The organism is Micromonospora sp. CA-259024, assembly GCF_050936255.1.
Lineage (GTDB): Bacteria > Actinomycetota > Actinomycetes > Mycobacteriales > Micromonosporaceae > Micromonospora.
The window spans coordinates 1,049,011-1,066,569 of sequence record NZ_JBNJND010000001.1; the positions used below are offsets into that span (position 1 = coordinate 1,049,011).

General features: G+C 72.0%; 11 protein-coding genes. 9 read left to right on the forward strand and 2 right to left on the reverse strand.

What is annotated here, in order from left to right; translation table 11 throughout:
• Positions 1-4 precede the first annotated feature (4 nt).
• The 5 genes from dgoD (at position 5) to ACQEUX_RS04270 (ending at position 6,715) form a co-directional block, all read left to right on the forward strand.
• Positions 5-1,153, forward strand: a complete 1,149-nt coding sequence (gene dgoD, locus ACQEUX_RS04250) for a galactonate dehydratase (protein WP_433041374.1) — start codon at positions 5-7, stop codon at positions 1,151-1,153.
• Between the two features lie 39 nt (positions 1,154-1,192).
• A complete protein-coding gene (gene manD, locus ACQEUX_RS04255; RefSeq protein ID WP_433041377.1) occupies positions 1,193-2,422 on the forward strand; it encodes a D-mannonate dehydratase ManD in 1,230 nt (409 codons plus the stop codon).
• Positions 2,412-2,966, forward strand: coding sequence for a gluconokinase (locus tag ACQEUX_RS04260; RefSeq protein ID WP_433041380.1), 555 nt, complete (start codon positions 2,412-2,414; stop codon positions 2,964-2,966). Before manD ends, ACQEUX_RS04260 begins: the two co-directional genes overlap by 11 nt.
• Before the next feature lie 192 nt (positions 2,967-3,158).
• Complete coding sequence (locus ACQEUX_RS04265) at positions 3,159-4,865, forward strand: ABC transporter transmembrane domain-containing protein (protein ID WP_433041383.1); 1,707 nt, start codon at positions 3,159-3,161, stop codon at positions 4,863-4,865.
• Entirely contained in the window at positions 4,862-6,715 is a 1,854-nt protein-coding gene (locus tag ACQEUX_RS04270; protein WP_433041386.1) for an ABC transporter ATP-binding protein, read from the forward strand. The genes ACQEUX_RS04265 and ACQEUX_RS04270 overlap by 4 nt, the downstream gene beginning before the upstream one ends.
• 11 nt (positions 6,716-6,726) lie before the next feature.
• Here ACQEUX_RS04270 and ACQEUX_RS04275 read toward each other — a convergent pair whose 3' ends face one another.
• The gene (locus ACQEUX_RS04275) at positions 6,727-8,157 is read right to left on the reverse strand and encodes a PepSY-associated TM helix domain-containing protein (protein ID WP_433041389.1); all 1,431 of its coding nucleotides are present in this window, start codon (positions 8,155-8,157) and stop codon (positions 6,727-6,729) included.
• Between the two features lie 223 nt (positions 8,158-8,380).
• On the opposite strand from ACQEUX_RS04275, the gene ACQEUX_RS04280 reads away from it, so the two are divergent.
• Together ACQEUX_RS04280 and ACQEUX_RS04285 are read left to right on the forward strand one after the other, a co-directional pair.
• Positions 8,381-8,959, forward strand: coding sequence for a sigma-70 family RNA polymerase sigma factor (locus ACQEUX_RS04280; protein WP_433041392.1), 579 nt, complete (start codon positions 8,381-8,383; stop codon positions 8,957-8,959).
• Between the two features lies 1 nt (position 8,960).
• The gene (locus ACQEUX_RS04285; protein WP_433041395.1) at positions 8,961-9,089 is read left to right on the forward strand and encodes a hypothetical protein; all 129 of its coding nucleotides are present in this window, start codon (positions 8,961-8,963) and stop codon (positions 9,087-9,089) included.
• A gap of 87 nt (positions 9,090-9,176) precedes the next feature.
• Here the strand turns inward: ACQEUX_RS04285 and ACQEUX_RS04290 are convergent, their stop codons facing one another.
• Positions 9,177-14,696: a carboxyl transferase domain-containing protein gene (locus ACQEUX_RS04290; protein ID WP_433041398.1), complete on the reverse strand. Its 5,520-nt coding sequence runs from the start codon at positions 14,694-14,696 to the stop codon at positions 9,177-9,179.
• Between the two features lie 333 nt (positions 14,697-15,029).
• Between ACQEUX_RS04290 and ACQEUX_RS04295 the strand changes: the two genes are divergently transcribed.
• Positions 15,030-16,286, forward strand: coding sequence for a phosphodiester glycosidase family protein (locus tag ACQEUX_RS04295; RefSeq protein ID WP_433041401.1), 1,257 nt, complete (start codon positions 15,030-15,032; stop codon positions 16,284-16,286).
• 151 nt (positions 16,287-16,437) lie between these two features.
• Positions 16,438-17,535 (forward strand): winged helix DNA-binding domain-containing protein, encoded by a 1,098-nt coding sequence (locus tag ACQEUX_RS04300; RefSeq protein WP_433041404.1) that lies wholly within the window; start codon positions 16,438-16,440, stop codon positions 17,533-17,535.
• Positions 17,536-17,559 lie beyond the last annotated feature (24 nt).

Genomic DNA, 17,559 nt, shown 5'->3' on the forward strand with positions numbered 1-17,559 from the left:
CTCCATGACGAAGATCGCAAAGGTGGAGACCTTCCTGGTCGCGCCGCGCTGGCTGTTCGTCCGGATCGAGACGGAGTCCGGCATCGTCGGCTGGGGCGAGGCGACCTGCGAGGGCCGGTCCGAGACCGTGCGCACGGGCGTCCATCAGCTCAGCGAGGTGCTGGTCGGTCGGGACGCGCTGCGCATCGAGGACCACTGGCAGGTCATGACCAAGGGCTCCTTCTACCGGGGTGGCCCGATCCTGGCCAGCGCGGTGTCCGGTCTGGACCAGGCGCTCTGGGACATCGCCGGCAAGCACTTCGGCGCCCCCGTGCACCAACTGCTCGGCGGGCCGGTCCGGGACCGGATCCGGGTCTACGGCTGGGTCGGTGGCGACGAGCCCGCCGAGGTCCGCGACCAGATCAGCGCCCGGATCGAGGCGGGCCTGACCGCGGTGAAGATGAACGCCTCCGGGCCGATGAGCTCGCTCGCCTCGGTTGCCGAACTCGACGCGGTGGTGCAGCGGGTGGCCGCCGCGCGCGAGGTCCTCGGGGGCGACCGGGACGTCGCGGTCGACTTCCACGGGCGGTTCACCCTGGCCAACGTTCGGCGGGTCGCTCCGCTTCTGGAGCCGTACCGGCCGTTCTTCCTGGAGGAACCGGTGGTGCCGGAGAACTCGCACCTGATCGGTGAGGTCGTCCGCTGCACGACCACCCCGGTCTCGACCGGGGAACGGCTCTACAGCCGGCAGGAGTTCCTGCCCGTGTTGCAGGCCGGCATCGCCGTGGCCCAACCGGACCTCGCGCACGCCGGTGGCATCACCGAGGTTCGCAAGATCGCCACCTTGGCCGAGGTGTACGACGTGCAGCTCGCCCCGCACTGCCCGCTCGGGCCGATCGCCCTCGCCGCCTGCCTCCAGGTCGGTTTCGCCACACCCAACTTCCTGATCCAGGAACAGAGCATCGGCATCCACTACAACCAGGGCGCCGAGGTGCTCGACTACTGCCTCGACAAGACCCCGCTGACCTTCGTCGACGGGTACGTGCAGCGGCTGACCGCGCCCGGTCTCGGCATCGAGATCGACGAACACGCGGTGCGGACGGCGGACAAGCGGGGACACGCCTGGCGCAGCCCGACGTGGCGGCACCCCGACGGCTCGTACGCCGAATGGTGAAACACGCGCCCCTCGACTGGAAAGAACGAAAGGCACCCCGTGAAGATCGTCGCAGCAGACATCATCGTGTCCAGCCCCGACCGGAACTTCGTCACCCTGAAGATCACCACCGATGAGGGCATCACCGGCCTGGGCGACGCCACGCTCAACGGCCGTGAGCTGTCCGTCGCCTCGTACCTGCGTGACCACGTCGCCGCGCTGCTGATCGGGCGGGATCCGCACCGTATCGAGGACACCTGGCAGTTCCTGTACCGGTCGGCGTACTGGCGGCGCGGCCCGGTCACCATGGCGGCCATCGCCGCGGTGGACGTCGCACTGTGGGACATCAAGGCCAAGGCTGCCGGCATGCCGCTGTACCAACTGCTGGGCGGTGCGTCCCGCACCGGCATCATGGCGTACGGGCACGCGTCCGGGCGGGACATCCCTGAGCTGTTCGACTCGATCCGCCGCCACCTCGACGAGGGCTTCCGCTCGATCCGGGTACAGACCTCGGTGCCGGGGATCAACGCGGTCTACGGCGTGGCCGCACAGCCCAGCGCCACCGGCCAGCGGTACGACTACGAACCTGCCCAGCGCACCCCCCTGCCCGCCGAGGAGGACTGGGACACCCGCGCGTACCTGCGCCACCTACCCGAGGTCTTCGAGGCGGTCCGCAGCGAGTTCGGCCCGGAGCTGCCGCTGCTGCACGACGGTCACCACCGGATGACCCCGATCCAGGCCGCCAAGCTCGGCAAGGCCCTCGAACCGTACGACCTGTTCTGGCTTGAGGACTGCACCCCGGCCGAGAACCAGGAGGCGCTGCGGCTGGTCCGCCAGCACACCACCACCCCGCTGGCCATCGGCGAGGTCTTCAACACGGTCTGGGACTACCAGACCCTGATCCGGGAGCAGCTGATCGACTACGTCCGGTCCGCGGTCACCCACACCGGCGGCATCACCGCCATGCGCAAGCTGCTCGACTTCGCCGCCCAGTACCAGATCAAGTCCGGCATCCACGGCCCCACCGACATCTCCCCGGTGGGTATGGCCGCGGCGCTCCACCTGGACCTGGCCATCCACAACTTCGGGATTCAGGAGTACATGAAGCACACCCCGCTGGCCAACGAGGTGTTCCGGCAGTCGTTCACCTTCACGGACGGCTACCTGCACCCGGGTGACCAGCCGGGACTCGGGGTGGAGCTCGACGAGGAGGCGGCGGCCCGGTTCCCGTACGAGCCGGCCTACCTGCCGTTCAACCGGCTCAAGGACGGCACGGTTCATGACTGGTGAGCGGCGCGGCGTTCAGCCCACCCGGCACGTCGTGGTGATGGGCGTTTCCGGGGCCGGCAAGACCACGGTGGCGCGAGGGATCAGCGCGGCGACCGGGCTGGCGTTCGCCGAGGCGGACGAGTTCCACTCCCCGGCGAACGTGGCGCGGATGCGCTCCGGCGTACCGCTGGACGACGCCAGCCGCTGGCCCTGGCTGCGGGACATCGCCGCCTGGATAGCCGATCGCGGCGCGGAGGGCCGGTCGACGGTGCTGGCCTGCTCGGCGCTGAAGCGGTCATATCGGGACGTGCTTCGCCAGGGCCCGCTCCGGGTGGACTTCGTGCACCTTGACGGGCCGGCGGAGGTCATCCGGGCCCGAATGGCGCGGCGCGAGGGGCACTACATGCCAGCGAGCCTGCTCGAATCACAGCTCGCCACGCTGGAACCGGCCGAGCCGGACGAGTCGGTGCTCGTGCTCGATGTCTCGCTCGCCCCGGAGGACCTGGTCGCGGCGGCCGTCAACGGCCTCGGCCTGCCCGTCGCGGTCCCGGCGGGGGAGCGGTAGCCGCGGTCGTTCCGGAACTGTCGGCGCCGGCCGCTGCCGTGGAGGCATCGCGGCCGGCGCCGTCGTCCGGACCCTTGTCGGGACGACGGTCCGGCGGGCACGGCACCGTGCCCTCCCGCGAGCATGTTAGGTTAGCCTGCCCTCAGTAGCGGAGTCTGCCTCTATGCCCTCATCGACCAGGTCCGGACGAGCATGACAGTCACCGAGATCAGCGGCGGGGTGGTGCTGCGCCGCGCCCTGCGCCGACAGCGCGGTCGTGTGGCTCTCGGTATCGCACTGCTCTGCACCCACCAGGCCACGGAAGCCCTCATCCCGGTCGCCATCGGAGTGGTCATCGACCGTGCGGTCGCCACCGGGGACGTCCGCGCGCTGCTGCTCTCGCTCGCCGGGCTTGCCGCCCTGTTCACCGTCCTCGCCTTCGCCTATCGGGCCGGTGCCCGACAGGCATACGCCGCCGTGGAACACGAGGCGCACGCCATCCGGGTCGAGATGACCCGCAGCGCCCTCGACCCGCGCGGTCGCCGCTCGGGCATGCGCGACGGAGAGTTGTTGTCCGTCACGGCCTCCGACGCCGAGCTGTCCGCGCTCGTCGTGCGGGTCGCAGGGCTGACCGCGGCAGCGTTCACCGCCATCGTGGTCGCGGCCGTCGCACTGCTCGTCGTCGACATTCCTCTCGGGCTCGGGGTGCTCATCGGCGTACCTCTGCTGGTCGTAGGCCTACAGCGGATGGCGCCGTTGCTCACCCGGCGCAGCACGTCGCAGCAGGAGGCCCTCGCGGCCACGACCGCACTCGCCGTCGACCTCGTCACCGGCCTGCGCGTGCTGCGCGGCATCGGCGCACAGGACCACGCCGCACGCCGGTACGCGGGCGCCAGCCGCCACGCCCTCGACGTCACCCTGCGTGCCGCCACCACCAAGGGCCTGCACCTCGGGCTCACCACCATGGTCAACGGCCTCTTCCTCGCAACTGTCGCCGGCGTCGCGGGCTGGCTCGCGCTACAGGGCCGACTCACCATCGGCGAGCTCGTCGCCGTCGTCGGGCTGGCCCAGTTCATCGCCGAGCCGGTGCAGACGCTCGGGTACTGCGTACAGCTGTTCGCCATGGCCCGGGCATCCGCGGGCCGGGTCGCCCGGGTTCTCGGCGCCGAGCCGGTCATCCCGTCGGGTAGTGCTGGGCCGCCCGCCCCGAGCCCGTCGCGGCTGACTCTCGACTCGATCCGCCACGCCGGTCTCGACGACGTCAGCCTGCACGTCCGCGCCGGTGAGATCCTGGGTGTGCTGGCCTACGATCCGAGCGACGCCGAGGCGCTGGTCGCGCTGCTGTCCGGCCGGGTACCCGGACAGGACTACCGGGGAACGCTGCACATCGACGGCGTACCCGCCGAAGAGCTGCACATCGACACCGTACGCGCCACGGTCCTGGTCGAGCAGCATGACGTGGCGCTGTTCGAAGGAACCCTGCGCGCCAATCTCGGCGCCGGCGCCCACCTCGACGACACGGTCCTGCGCGCCGCGGTGCGGGCTGCCGCAGCCGAGGACGTGCTCGCCGCGCACCCGCACGGACTCGACCGCCAGCTCACCGAGCGGGGGGCGAACCTGTCCGGCGGGCAGCGGCAACGGATCGGGCTGGCCAGGGCGCTCGTCGCCGACCCGCCGGTGCTGGTGCTGCACAACCCCACCACGGCGGTCGACGCGGTGACCGAGGGGCTGCTCGCCGAAGGTCTGGCCTCGGCTCGCGGTGCGGCGACCCGCGGCACGCTGCTGATCACCACCAGTCCGGCCCTGCTGCGGGTCACCCACCGGGTGGCCGTGATCGACGGTGGGCGGGTCGTCGCCGAGGGCCCGCACGAGCGGTTGCTGGCCAGCGACGCCCGCTACCGGGAGGAGGTCCTGCGATGAGCGATCAGACAATCCCGACCGGCGTCGAGCCCCGCCAACTGCTGCCGACGGCCACCGGCCGGCAGACCTGGGCCGCCCTCCGTACCGAGTTGACCCGTCTGCCCGGGCTCAGCGCCGTCGCCGGCACGCTGCTGGTCGCCGCGGCCGCTGCCGGACTCGTCGCCCCGTGGGTGCTCGGCCGCCTCGTCGATGACGTCATCGCCGGGTCCGACACACCACGGATCGTGGCCTGGGCGGGTGTGATCGCGGGCGCCGCCGTACTCGCCGGGCTCCTCACCGCGGTCGGAGCGGCAGTCGCCGCACGACTCGGCGAGACCGTGCTGGCCCGGCTCCGGGAGCGGGTCCTCGACCGCGCTCTGCACCTGCCATCGGCCACCCTGGAGCGAGCCGGGACCGGGGATCTGGTGGCCCGTGCCGGCGACGACGTCGCCGTGGTGACGAATGTGATCGCCACCAGCGGCCCCGCCTTCCTCGGCGCGCTGCTGTCCGTCGTGTTGACCGCGGCAGGGCTCTTCGCCCTCGACTGGCGGCTCGGCATCGCCGGGCTGGCCGCCGCCCCGGCGTACGCGGTGGCGCTGCACTGGTACCTGAAGCGGTCGGTTCCGTACTACGCGCGCGAGCGGGTGGCGACGGGTGAGCGCGCACAGGCGACGGCCGAGGCGCTCCGCGGCGCGGCGACCGTTCGCGCGTACCGGATGGAGGACGCCCACGTCGCACGGATCGCGGATCGCTCCGGCGTCGCCCGCGACCTGTCGCTGGAGATCTTCGGTCTGTTCACGCGGTTCGGGCTGCGCATCAACCGGTCCGAGTTCGTGGGGCTCGCCGCCGTGCTGCTCGCCGGTTTCCTGCTGGTACGCGACGACCTCGCCACCGTGGGAGCCGCCACCACCGCCGCGCTCTACTTTCACCGCCTCTTCAACCCCATCGGGCTGCTGCTGTTCGAATCGGACTCCGTGCTGCAGGCCGGGGCGAGCCTCGCCCGCCTCGTCGGCATCACCGCGCTGCCGGACACCCCGTCCCCCGCCGGCCCCAGACCCACTCCGCGAGAGCGGCCCGAGCCCGCAGCGCTGGAGGTGGTCGTCGCGCAGCACCGCTACGACGACGGCCCCGTCGTGCTGCGGGACGTCACCCTCCGTCTCGCACCCGGGGAGCGCGTCGCCCTCGTCGGCGCGAGCGGAGCGGGCAAGAGCACGCTCGCCGGCATCATCGCCGGGATCATCGCACCCACCGACGGCTCGGTGAGCCTGCGCGGCGTGCCGCTGGCGCAGCTCGGCGAGCACCGCCTCCGACGCGAGATCGCCCTGATCAGCCAGGAGGTGCACGTCTTCGCCGGGCCACTCGCCGACGACCTGCGCCTGGCCGACCCGGACGCCACCGAGGCCGAGATCGCCGCCGCCCTCGACCTCGTCGGTGCCACCGACTGGCTCCGTACCCTGCCGGAGGGGCTCGCCACCTCTGTCGGGGAGGGTGGATGGCAGCTCACCTCGGCTCAGGCCCAGCAGCTCGCGCTGGCTCGCCTCGTCCTCGCCGACCCCGCCGTCGCGGTCCTCGACGAGGCCACCGCGGAGGCGGGCAGCGCGGGCGCGCGCGACCTCGACCGCGCCGCCGTCTCGGCAACCGAGGGCCGTACCACCCTGATCGTCGCCCACCGCCTCAGCCAGGCGGCCACCGCGGACCGCATCGTCGTCCTGGACCACGGGCGAATCGCCGAGCACGGCACGCACGCCGAGTTGCTGGAGGCCGGGGACGGGTACAGCCAGCTGTGGCGTTCGTGGAGCATGCCCGATCTCGTGGTTCCGAGAAGACCCGGGAGCGCCGAGCAGATCCAGGAGCAGCCGGTCCCGGGCTGAGCTGCCGGGCGTCACCCGGCCATGGCCCTGGCCTGGCGTTTCCGCCAGGCCCCGGCGGCAAGGTCGAGGGCGAGGAAGGCCAGCAGCGTCACCCCGAACACCGGCAGTGCCCAAGCGACGGCGACGACGACGGGTACGCCGAGGACGAGACCCCAGCCGGGCACCAGCCGCCAGGCTCCGCGCTCGGGTGCGGTGCCGACAAGGGCGCGCCGGTCGGCGCGGGTGGGGCGGCGTTGCCACCACATCCGGTAACCCCACACGATGACGCAGAGCAGCCCGAGGGCCAGGGCGGCGAGCAGGATCTGGTTGATCGGCCCGAACAGCACCCCCATGTGAGCCTGGATGCCGAGGCCACTCAGTTGTGCCAGTAGCGGCCAGGACGCGAAGTCGCTGCGCGCGGTCACCGTGCCCGCGGCGGGGTCGACGGCCACCCGGTCCTTGCGGACCGGCCAGGTGTTGTCCACCTGCGTGACGGTCCACGCCGAGTGGACGTCGGCTGCGGGCGTGATCTCGACCGGGCCGTCCAGTCCCGCGCCGCGGGCGATTGCGAGGACACGATCGGTCGCCGCAGGGTCGATCGCGGTGGCCTGCCCGCTGTGTCCGCCGTGGTGGCCGGCACCGTCGGCCGGTGCGGCCACACCCGGCAGGGCGGTGGACACCTCGGGGGTACGGGCATTGAGGGCGTCCAGCCCTGCGTCGAAGGACTCCCCGGCGTGGCGGGACCAGGTCAGGCCGGTGGCGGACAGGAACAACAGCCCGACGGCCAGCCACAGCCCGGTTGACGCGTGCCAGCCACGGGTACGCCGTACGCCCCGACGGGCCGCGAGGTCGGGACCGAACAGCCGCCGCAGCCGCCCCGCGCCGGAGCGCTGCCGACGCCACCACAGGACGATTCCGCCGAGAACGATGACCCACAGCCAACTCGCGGCGAACTCCGAGTAGTACCGCCCCACGGCGCCGAGGTGCAGGTTGCGGTGCAGGTCGTCCAGCCAGGTGGTGACCGGTGTCGACCCGAACCAGGTCGTCAGCGTCCCGCGTACGTCGGCGGTGTACGGGTCGACGTAGACGGTGTGCTGCCGGTCGCCGAGATCGGCGACGTCGAACACCACCCGGGTCGTCGCGTCCCCCGCACCGGGCGTGACGGAGGCAAGCGTGCCGCCCGGGTGGGCGGCGCGGGCTGCGGCGATCTGCTGGGCGAGCGGACGTGCGTCGACACCGACCTTGTCGACCGTGAGCTGCTCGCCGTGCACGATCCGATCCAGTTGCGGCGAGACCGTGTACGCGAGGCCGGTCAGCGCGGCCACGACGAGGAACGGGGCGACCAGGATCCCAGCGTAGAAGTGGATACGCAGCAGCAACCCGCCCCAGGCCGTGCGGGCACCCGCCGTCGGCGCCGGAGCCGGCGGGGGAGTGGACTCGGGCGTCTCAACGGTGGACGTCATGCGGTATCCGATCGGCTCGATGCGCGGGGCGGTCGGATCGGTGGTCGGATGGCCGACGGCGCTGGTTCCCGCCGGGTCGAACATCCGGAAGATCCGCCCAACGTGCGGACACCGGGAACTTTTCCGGACCGGCCTGCGACAACCAGAGTGCGCGGCCGACCGGCGGTGCACCGACGACGAATCTCGGCATGAAGGAGCCCCGTGGCACCCAGGACGGTGGTCTGTGCGGAACGGCGTCGCTGACGACGACCAGGTGACCCGGTGGGCGCGGGAGGCAGGCCAGGGTGACCGGCAGGCCGCCACGGCGTTCATCCGGGCACTTCAGGACCAGGTCTGGCGGTTCCTGTCGCACCTGGCCGGGCCGGGTGAGGCCGACGACCTGACCCAGGAGACGTTCCTACGGGCATTTCGCAACCTGCCCGGCTTCGCCGGTCGTTCGTCGGCCCGCACGTGGGTGTTCACGATCGCCCGGCGCGTTGCCGTGGATCACGTCCGGGCGGCGGTGGCCCGGCCGAGGATGGCATCGGTGCCGGACTGGCAGGCGGCCGCCGAGGCCGCCGGTGCGATCACGACCGGCACCGATGAGGGTGTGACCCTGCACCAGCTGATCGGCGGTCTGACCCGGGAGCGTCGCGAGGCGTTCGTCGCCACCCAGGTGCTCGGCCTGTCCTACGCCGAGGCCGCGGACGTCTGCCAGTGCCCCGTCGGCACGATCCGCTCCCGTGTCGCACGGGCGCGCGAGGATCTCGTCGCGGCCTGGCAGGCCGACACCGACCCGAGCCACGAGCGACGACTCGGCTGAGGTGAACCTGACCGTCGCCCGCACCCGGATGACGCCCGCCGTCAAGGCGTTCGTCATGGTCGGCGTCGGCATCGTCACGGCCATCGTCCGGCTCACCATCGCCGTCGCACTGAACGCAGTGGTCAGCTAGACGTAGCAGCACGTCACCCCTCCCGTACGGTCAGCACCACCGGTCGACGACCGGTGGTGCTGACGTTGTGCGGGCCTGCCGGCCGCTCTAACCCAGGCGGGCCTCGATGGCCTCGATGATGCGCGGACGCAGTTCGGCGGCGCGGATGACGGCGTCCACCGAGCCGACCTCGACGGCGCGCTGGATGTTGTGCACCCGGTCGAACTCCGTCGCCACCTCGCCGAGCTTCTCCGCGCGCACCGACGAGCGCAGCTCGTCGAGTTCCGCGGTCAGCGCGGCGCGTTCGGTGCCGGTGGCGGCAGCGGCACGGGCCTCCAGGTCCCGTACCCGGGGGTCGGCGGCCGTGCGGGCGTTGACGTCGGCGGAGAACACCACCGCGGCGGCGGGGGCACCACCGAGCACGGAGGCGAACGAGCCCTCCAGCGCGAGCACGGTCATGTTCGGGTTCAGCGCCTTCGAGAACACCACGAACGCGCCGCCGTGGTACCGGGAGATCACACAGAAGACGATGGGCCCCCGGAAGTTCACGATCGCCCGGCCGATCTCGGCGCCGTACTCCAACTGCAGCTTGCGCATCGACTCCGGTGAGCCGTCGAAGCCGGACAGGTTCGCCAGTACGACGAGAGGCCGGTTGCCACTGGCCGCGTTGATCGCCCGCGCGGCCTTCTTCGACGAGCGGGGGAACAGCGTGCCCGCCGTGTAGGTGTCCGGGCCGTCGGTGGGCGGGAAGCCGTGTCGCGGCACCGACCGGGACTCGATGCCGAGCAGGCAGACCGGGATGCCACCGAGGTGGACGTCCTGCACGACCGCCGTGTCCGCGTCGGCCATGCCCGCCCAGCGCTCCAGCACCGGGTGGTCCTGGTCGGCGAGGGCCCGCATCACCGTACGGATGTCGAACGGCTTCTTGCGGTCCGGGTTCGCCTCGACGGAGAAGATCTCCCCGACGGTGCGGAAGGCGCTGCCTGCCACGTCGTGCGGGAATTCGGAGATGTCGCGGTCCGCGGGGTCGGTGGTGGTCGCCCGCCGTGGCGCGTCCTCGCCGGGCGCGACGTACGTGTGGTCGTAGTGCGACATCACCACGTCCCGCGCGGCCGTGAGGTTCGGCGCCCAGTACTGCGCCTGCCCGTTCGGCCCCATCACCCGGTCGTAGCCGCCGATGCCGAAGTTGTCCTCGGCGGACACACCACCGGAGAAGTCGAGCGACTGCTTGCCGGTGAGCACCATCGCCGAGTCGGGTGTCATCACCAGGATGCCCTTGGTGTGCATGAGCATCGTCGCCTCGGCGTTCCAGTACGGCTGCGCGCCGACGTTGATGCCCGCGACGACGATGTTGATCTCACCGCCGGCCTGGGTGAACTCGACGATCCGCTTGAGCGCCGCGGCCACCCAGTCCATGTTCTCGGTGCCCGAGGTCATCGAGATCCGCGCCCCGGCGGACAGCGCCCACCACTCCAGCGGCACCTGCATCCGTTCCGCCAGGTCCAGGGCGGCGATCACCCGCCGGCACTCCGGCTCGGACAGGGCGCCCAGCGACTTCGTCGGGTCGCCGAGCAGCACCACTCGGGTGACGCCCTGCGGGTACCGCTCGGTCGGCGTCGTGACCACCCCGGCGACGATCGCGGCGCTGTTGCGCCCCTTCGGCCGGTCCACCGGTACTAGCGACGGAGCGCAGCCGGAGCCGGTGTTGGGCGGAGACGAGCACCGTCCATCCTGCCCGGCGTGGTCGCCGTCGAGGTCGTGCTCGACGAAGTCGCCGAGGCGGCCGGTCAGCTCGTACGGGTACACGGTGTTGCGGCTGCTCGCGCGCAGCACCTTCAGTCGGTACTCGTCGAGCGGCTCGATCGGCTCGACCGGCGGCTCACCGACGGCCAGTTCGGCGCCGCCCGCGGCGTCGAACGAGATCCGTACGGCGATCTTGGTCAGCTCGCCGGTCCGGCGGTCGCGCTGCCGCGCGATGAAGAGGATCTCCTCCAGTCCGGCCCCCACCGTCGTCGGGCGTACGCGCCCGGCGATCATCTCCATCTCCTCGCGGGTCAGCTCGCTTGGCGGCCAGACGTAGACCACGATCCGGTTGGTGTTGAAACGCGTCTTCGACGGACGCCGCGACTGGGCGCGGCGGATCGAGTCGAGGCAGGCGGCGATGGCGTCCTCGGTCGTCGGCAGCGCGACCAGGCGGCCATCCTGCTCGCGAAGCTCGGTCAGGTCACGTACCTGCGCGAACGCCACGAGGCGCTCGTCCGCCCGGTTTTCCCGTGCCACGCACTGGAAGAGGTAGACCTCCTCGTCCGACGACGGCAGCCGGGTCAGGTCGAACCTGTGCAGCCGCTCCAGCTGCATCCGCTGCGCGATGTACGGGTGCAGACCGCGGATCAGCCGATCCTCGCTCATCCCGGCACCGGACGGACGGAAGGTGAAGTGGTGGTGCATCACCGCTCCGCCGCGACCCGCGACCGTGGTGGTGACCCGACGGACCTGGGGCGGCAGCGGGTGCGCCGCGACAACCTCGGCCAGCGCCGCCGCCATCGCGTCGAAGTCCTCCGGCTGGTTCTCCCAGCCGAGGTAGATGTCGGCGTCGACGGAGTCCTCGCCGCCGGCCAGCTCGGCCAGCCCACGCAGGGCGCTGCCGAGCGCGTCGAAGCTCACCGCGGCGGAGACCACGCTCGAGTCGGCGCGTTCGGCGACCACGAACGTGCATCCCGCGACCTCGCGGGTGCGCACGCTGGTGAGCGCCTTGTTGCCGTAGTACCGCCGGGTCAGCACCTCCAGCATGACCGCGTTGTCGAGGTGGTCACGGACGAGCCGCTGGCCGAGCAGCCGGACCAGTGGCTCGGTGCTGCGTACCATCTCGGCGATGCGCTCGGCGCGGTCCGCCGCGTCCGGGTGGGCGTCCAGGTGCCGCAGGTGCCCACGCACCTCGGCGTAGACGCGGGCGCGGTTGCGACGCAGCAGCGGCTGGGCGAACCAGGCGAACACCACACCACGGGCGAGGTCGGCGACCGCGGGGAAGCGGACCTGCGTCGCGGCGATCAGCCGCTCCAACGCGAGGCCGGCCGGCTCGCGCAGCGTCTCGTCCGGCGGGGTTTCCCGCAGCCAGGCGCGCAGCAGCGTCGCGACGACCGTCGCGTCGGCGGACGCGCGTTGCTGGGCGAGGAAGATCCGGAAGACGGCGGCTTCGAGGGCGGGGGAGCGCTCGAGGTCGCTGACGCCGTACTGGGCGAGTGCCTTGGCGAGCTTGGCCTGGAAGGCATCCGGCAGCCCGGCCCGCTCGACGTCGAGGCTCTGCAGGTAGGTGTGGAAGAACTCCCGGGCGCTGTGGACGTGGGCGGCGCCGCCGTCCTCGCCCGTCGGCCGGTTGCGACTCAGCTCGGCGAGGTCGGCGAACACCTCGATGAGGTCGAGCTCAGCGGCCAGCGGCCGCTGGCCGGCCTCGGTGGCGGCCCGCCGTGCGGTGAGGTAGCCGTCGAGCACCCGACGGTCGTCGTGCGGGTCGACGTCGAAGCCGAGCAGCAGACCTCGCAGGTCCTCCTGGCCGCGCCTGCTGCGCTCGTACGCCGGAATGTCCTCGGCGGCGGTGGGCAGGTCCAGTTCGACGGTCTCGGTGGTCGGGTCGTCGGTGGTCTCGTCGGCCTCGTCGGCGAGTGGCTCCAGCCGCAGCAGCGGCGCACCCGCCTCCACCTGACTGCCCACGGAGACGGCGCACTCTTTCAGCCGCGCCTTGAACGGCGCGCGTAGCACCGTCTCCATCTTCATCGCTTCCAGCACCAGCACGGGTGCGCCCGCCTCGACCTCGGCGCCGACCTCCAGCGGCGTGGCCACGACCAGCGCGGGCATCGGGGAGCGGAGGACGCCGCCCTCGTCACGGCTGACCCGGTGTGTCACGCCGTCCACCTCGACCAGGTGGGTCGGCCCGTACGTGCCGGTGAGCAGGCGGTACCGGATGCCGTTGACGACGATCTGCCCGGTGTGCCGATCGAAGCGGTCGAGCTCGACGTCGGCGGTGCGTACGGCGGCACCTGCCTCGATGACGACGCGGAAGCGCTGTGCGCCGACCCGTGCCACCCGGGTGCGGTAGCCGATGCCCCGCAACTTGAGGTCCAACGGTCGGCCGCTGGAGTGCTGCACCTGCGGGCGTCCGCCGGACGCCGTCGACAGCAGCCGCTGCCGTTCGACGCGCTCGTCCTCCTCGTACGCCTCGATGGCGGCGGCGGCAAGCGCGACCGCGGAGTGGCGGTGCGTGACGAGCCTGCCCTCGCCGCGGACGCGGTCGATCCAGCCGGTGTCCGCGCTGGCGTCGATAACCTCGGGCTGGTCGAGCAGGTCGAGCACGAAGCTCTTGTTGGTCGCCCCACCTTCGATGATCACCGTGGTGTTCGCCATCGCCCGGCGCAGCTTGCCGAGCGCCTCGTCGCGGTCGCGGCCGTACGCGATGATCTTCGCGATCATCGAGTCGAAGTCGGCCGGGATGGTGTCGCCCTCGCTGACGCCGGTGTCCACCCGGATGCCGGGGCCGCTGGGCAGGTCCAGCCGGGCGATGCGGCCGGGTGACGGCGCGAAGTCACGGTCGGGGTCCTCGGCGTTGAGCCGCGCCTCGATGGCGTGCCCACGCTCGGCCGGCGGCGCACCTTCGAGTCGCCCGCCGGAGGCGACGTGCAGCTGCGCCTTGACCAGGTCGAACCCGGTGGTCAGCTCGGTGATCGGGTGCTCGACCTGGAGGCGGGTGTTGACCTCGAGGAACGCGAACAACCGGTCGCCGGGGTGGTAGAGGAACTCGACGGTCGCCGCGCCGCGGTAACCGACCGCCACGGCCAGCCGCTCGGCCGACGTCTTCAGCTCGGCCGCCTGCGCCGGGTCGAGCACCGGTGACGCCGACTCCTCGATGACCTTCTGGTTGCGTCGCTGCACGGAGCAGTCGCGCACGCCGAGCGCCCACGCGGTGCCCTGCCCGTCGGCGATCACCTGGACCTCGACGTGCCGGGCCCCGGTGACCAGGCGCTCCAGGAACACGACGCCGCTGCCGAACGCCCGCGCCGCCTCCTGGCTGGTGCGCTCGTACGCGTCGACCAGCTCGGCCTCGTTCCTGATCACGCGGATGCCGCGTCCGCCGCCACCCGCGGTCGCCTTGAGCATCAGCGGGTAGCCGATCTTGGCTGCCGAGGCTCGGGCGGCCGCCAGGGTTTCGACGGCGCCTCGGCTCCACGGCGCGACCGGCACGCCGACCTTCTCGGCGATCAGCTTCGAGCCGATCTTGTCGCCGAGCTGGCGCATGGCGTCGGCGCTGGGCCCGACGAACGTGACGCCGATCTTCTCGCACAGCTCCGCGAACGCCGGATCCTCGGCGACGAAACCCCAGCCGACCCACGCGGCGTCGGCGCCGGTCTCGGTCAGGGCGCGCTCCAGCACGGCCAGATTGAGGTACGGGCGGGCAGAAGCCGGACCGAGATCGTAGGCGATGTCCGCTTCGCGCACGAACGTGGCGGTGCGGTCGACGTCGGTGTAGAGAGCGACGGTTTCGATCTGGATGCCGGTCTCCGCGGCCAACTCGCGGACCGCGTGGATGAGCCGCATGGCGGCTTCACCACGGTTGACGATGGCGACACGGTTGAACACCCGATTGACCCCTTTAACTAGACCTCGACCTGCGTGCTGCGAGACGACGGCTCCCAGCAGTGATCACCTTTCCGCCTCGCGGCTGGCAGCGCTATGGCGCAACCACCGAACCAACCGTCCTTCAGTTGTAGGAAGTGCACAAAAGTTTTTGGCCGCCGCTCGACGTGACCCGGTAGTTGATCAAGAAGGTGCGGGTGGTTCACCTCGACCGTCTCCCGTGTTCATCCCTGCGTGATCGGCTGGCCCGACGATCGTCGCCGGTCGGCCGACCGGCGGCCCGGCTCGAAACACCTCCCGGCGCGGGCCGGGAATCGCACCGAGAAAGGAGCGGCAATGAGGCCGATGAACCTCGTACGCCCGAGTCTGGCGCTGCTGCTCGCCGTGGGGCTGAGCACGCTCGTGACGCCGACCCCCGCCGCCCACGCCGCGACCGCCACGATATCCGGGGCGGACACCCCGATCACCTTCACCTCGACCGAACAGCTCGCCCCGGGCGTCACCTACGGCTCGTTCCAGGTGGCCACCCCCCGCGGCGTCACCGTCGGCTACCTGCTCACGGCCGACCTGCGCGGGAACAAGGTCTCCCTGGACCTGCTGCACCCCGACGCCGTCGCGCAGCGCAAGGTCGTCTCGGCGATGACGAACGACCAGGGTGCCATCGCCGGCGTGAACGGCGACTTCTTCAACAACAGTGAGACCCACGCCGGTGTCACCCCGACCTACTCGTCGTCCGGTCCGGAGATCGCCGACGGCGAGGAGTTGAAGTTCGCGGTGCCGAACGCGCAGCGCTTCGGCCCCGGTCTCGCCCCCGGCACCTCCACCCGGGACGTGTTCGGCGTGGGCGTGAACGGCAAGGCGCGCGTCGACACCCTGAGCCTGGACGGCGAGGTGCGCAGCGAGAAGGGCACCATCGCTCTCAGCGGCCTCAACCAGTACGCGCTCCCGGTCGACGGCGTCGGCCTGTTCACCTCCGCGTGGGGTGCCGCCTCCCGGGTCCGGTCGACCTGCGGCAGCGACACGAGCCGTAGTGACCCGTGCACCACCCACACGTACGAGGTGACCGTGCACGACGGTGTGGTCACCGCAGCGGGCCAGACGCCCGGCGCGGGCGCGATCCCCGCCGACACGCAGGTGCTGGTCGGCCGGGAGGGCGGCGCGGACGCACTCGATGACCTCACCGTGGGCGACCGGGTGCAGGTGCACGAGAAGCTCGTCTCCGACGGCAAGCCGAAGCTGACGTTCGCGGTCGGTGGCGCGCCGGTCCTGCGCGACGGTGAGCCGATCGCCGGCCTGGACACCAAGACCGCCGCGGTGCGCAGCTCGGCCGGCGTCAGCCCCGACGGTAGGACCGTCTACCTCGTCGCCCTGGCTGGCCGCGCCCCGGCCAGCGCCGGCTTCACGATCGCCGAACTGGCCGACCTGATGCGCTCGCTCGGCGCCGACGACGCGGTGAACCTGGACGGCGGCGGGTCGAGCACGGTCGCCGTACGGGAGCCGGGCCAGGCGGCGGCCACCGCCCGCAACAACCCGTCCGACGGTACGGAGCGCGCCGTCGCCAACGGTATCGGCATCTTCGTGGGCCGCCACTGATCGGCCGATCGAACACCGATTCGCCCCGCCTGGTCCACACCGGGCGGGGCGAATCCATGTCCGGTGCCTGCTGCCAGAGCGGCTGCACGCCGGTCGCGTCGGCTGAAGTGTCACCCCGTGCCGGACAATGAGAGCGACCGGAAGGGACCCGATGACCATTCTCGACACCCGGGCGCTCAACCGCGCGACACTCGCCCGGCAGTTGCTGCTCGACCGCGCCGACCTGCCGGTCCTCGACGCCGTGGCGCATCTCGGCGGCCTACAGGCACAGGAACCGCAGGAGCCGTTCGTCGGCCTCTGGTCGCGGCTGTCCGCGTTCGACCCGGCGGTGCTGTCGAGCCTGCTGACCGAGCGACACCTGGTGCGTACCCACCTCATGCGCCGCACCGTCCACCTGCTCGCCGCCGCCGACGCGATGGCCTGGCGGGCCCGTCACGACGTCATGCTGCGTCAACGGGTGCTCGGGGCCTACCGCGCCGAGCTCGACGGAGTCGATCTCGACGAACTCGCGGCGGCAGGGCGGGCGCTGCTGGCCGACGGTGAGCCCCGCTCGATGGCCGAGATCGGGCGGGCGCTCGCCGAGCGCTGGCCGGCGGCGGGGCCGCGCGCACTGGGCGAGATGGCGATCGCCCTCCTTCCGATGACGCAACTGCCGCCGCGCGGGGTGTGGCGTACGAAGGCGGGCGTGCGCAACGTCCTGCTCTCCGCCTGGCTGGGCCGGGGTTGCGACCCGTCGCCACCGGAGAATTCCGATCCCGTCGGTCAGGTGCTCGTCCGGCGCTATCTGGCCGCGTTCGGGCCGGCGGCCACGGCCGATCTGCGCGCCTGGTGCGGCCTCGCCGGACTGCCGGCCGCCGTGGCGGCGATACGCGATGAGCTGGTCGCCTTCCGTGACGAGCGCGGGCGGACGCTGCTCGACCTGCCCGACGCGCCGCGCCCTGACCCCGAGACTCCCGCCCCGGTGCGGTTCCTGCCGGCGTTCGACAACGCGATCCTCGGCTACGACGACCGCAGCCGGATCATCGACGATGCTCATCGCGGCCTGTCGGTGGCCGGCGAGCGCGTGGTGCTGGTCGACGGTCGGGTCGCCGCGACCTGGAGCGTCGAGTCGGGCACGGTGACGGTCAATCCACTGTGCGGCCTCTCCCGCGCTGACCGCACCGCCGTCGCCGAGCAGGGGGAGGCACTGGCGTCGTTCCTCTCCGACGACGAGAGCGACCGGGTGCGGGTCGCTCCGTCTCCCCGGTGAGGGACCAGGGGGTCCGACACCGGG

Excerpts from the sequence above, each read along its gene's own strand:
- dgoD (WP_433041374.1), top strand. The coding sequence starts at position 5 with ATGACGAAGATCGCAAAGGTGGAGACCTTCCTGGTCGCGCCGCGCTGG.
- ACQEUX_RS04260 (WP_433041380.1), top strand. The coding sequence starts at position 2,412 with ATGACTGGTGAGCGGCGCGGCGTTCAGCCCACCCGGCACGTCGTGGTG.
- ACQEUX_RS04265 (WP_433041383.1), top strand. The coding sequence starts at position 3,159 with ATGACAGTCACCGAGATCAGCGGCGGGGTGGTGCTGCGCCGCGCCCTG.
- ACQEUX_RS04270 (WP_433041386.1), top strand. The coding sequence starts at position 4,862 with ATGAGCGATCAGACAATCCCGACCGGCGTCGAGCCCCGCCAACTGCTG.
- ACQEUX_RS04275 (WP_433041389.1), bottom strand. The coding sequence starts at position 8,157 with ATGACGTCCACCGTTGAGACGCCCGAGTCCACTCCCCCGCCGGCTCCG.
- ACQEUX_RS04295 (WP_433041401.1), top strand. The coding sequence starts at position 15,030 with ATGAGGCCGATGAACCTCGTACGCCCGAGTCTGGCGCTGCTGCTCGCC.
- ACQEUX_RS04300 (WP_433041404.1), top strand. The coding sequence starts at position 16,438 with ATGACCATTCTCGACACCCGGGCGCTCAACCGCGCGACACTCGCCCGG.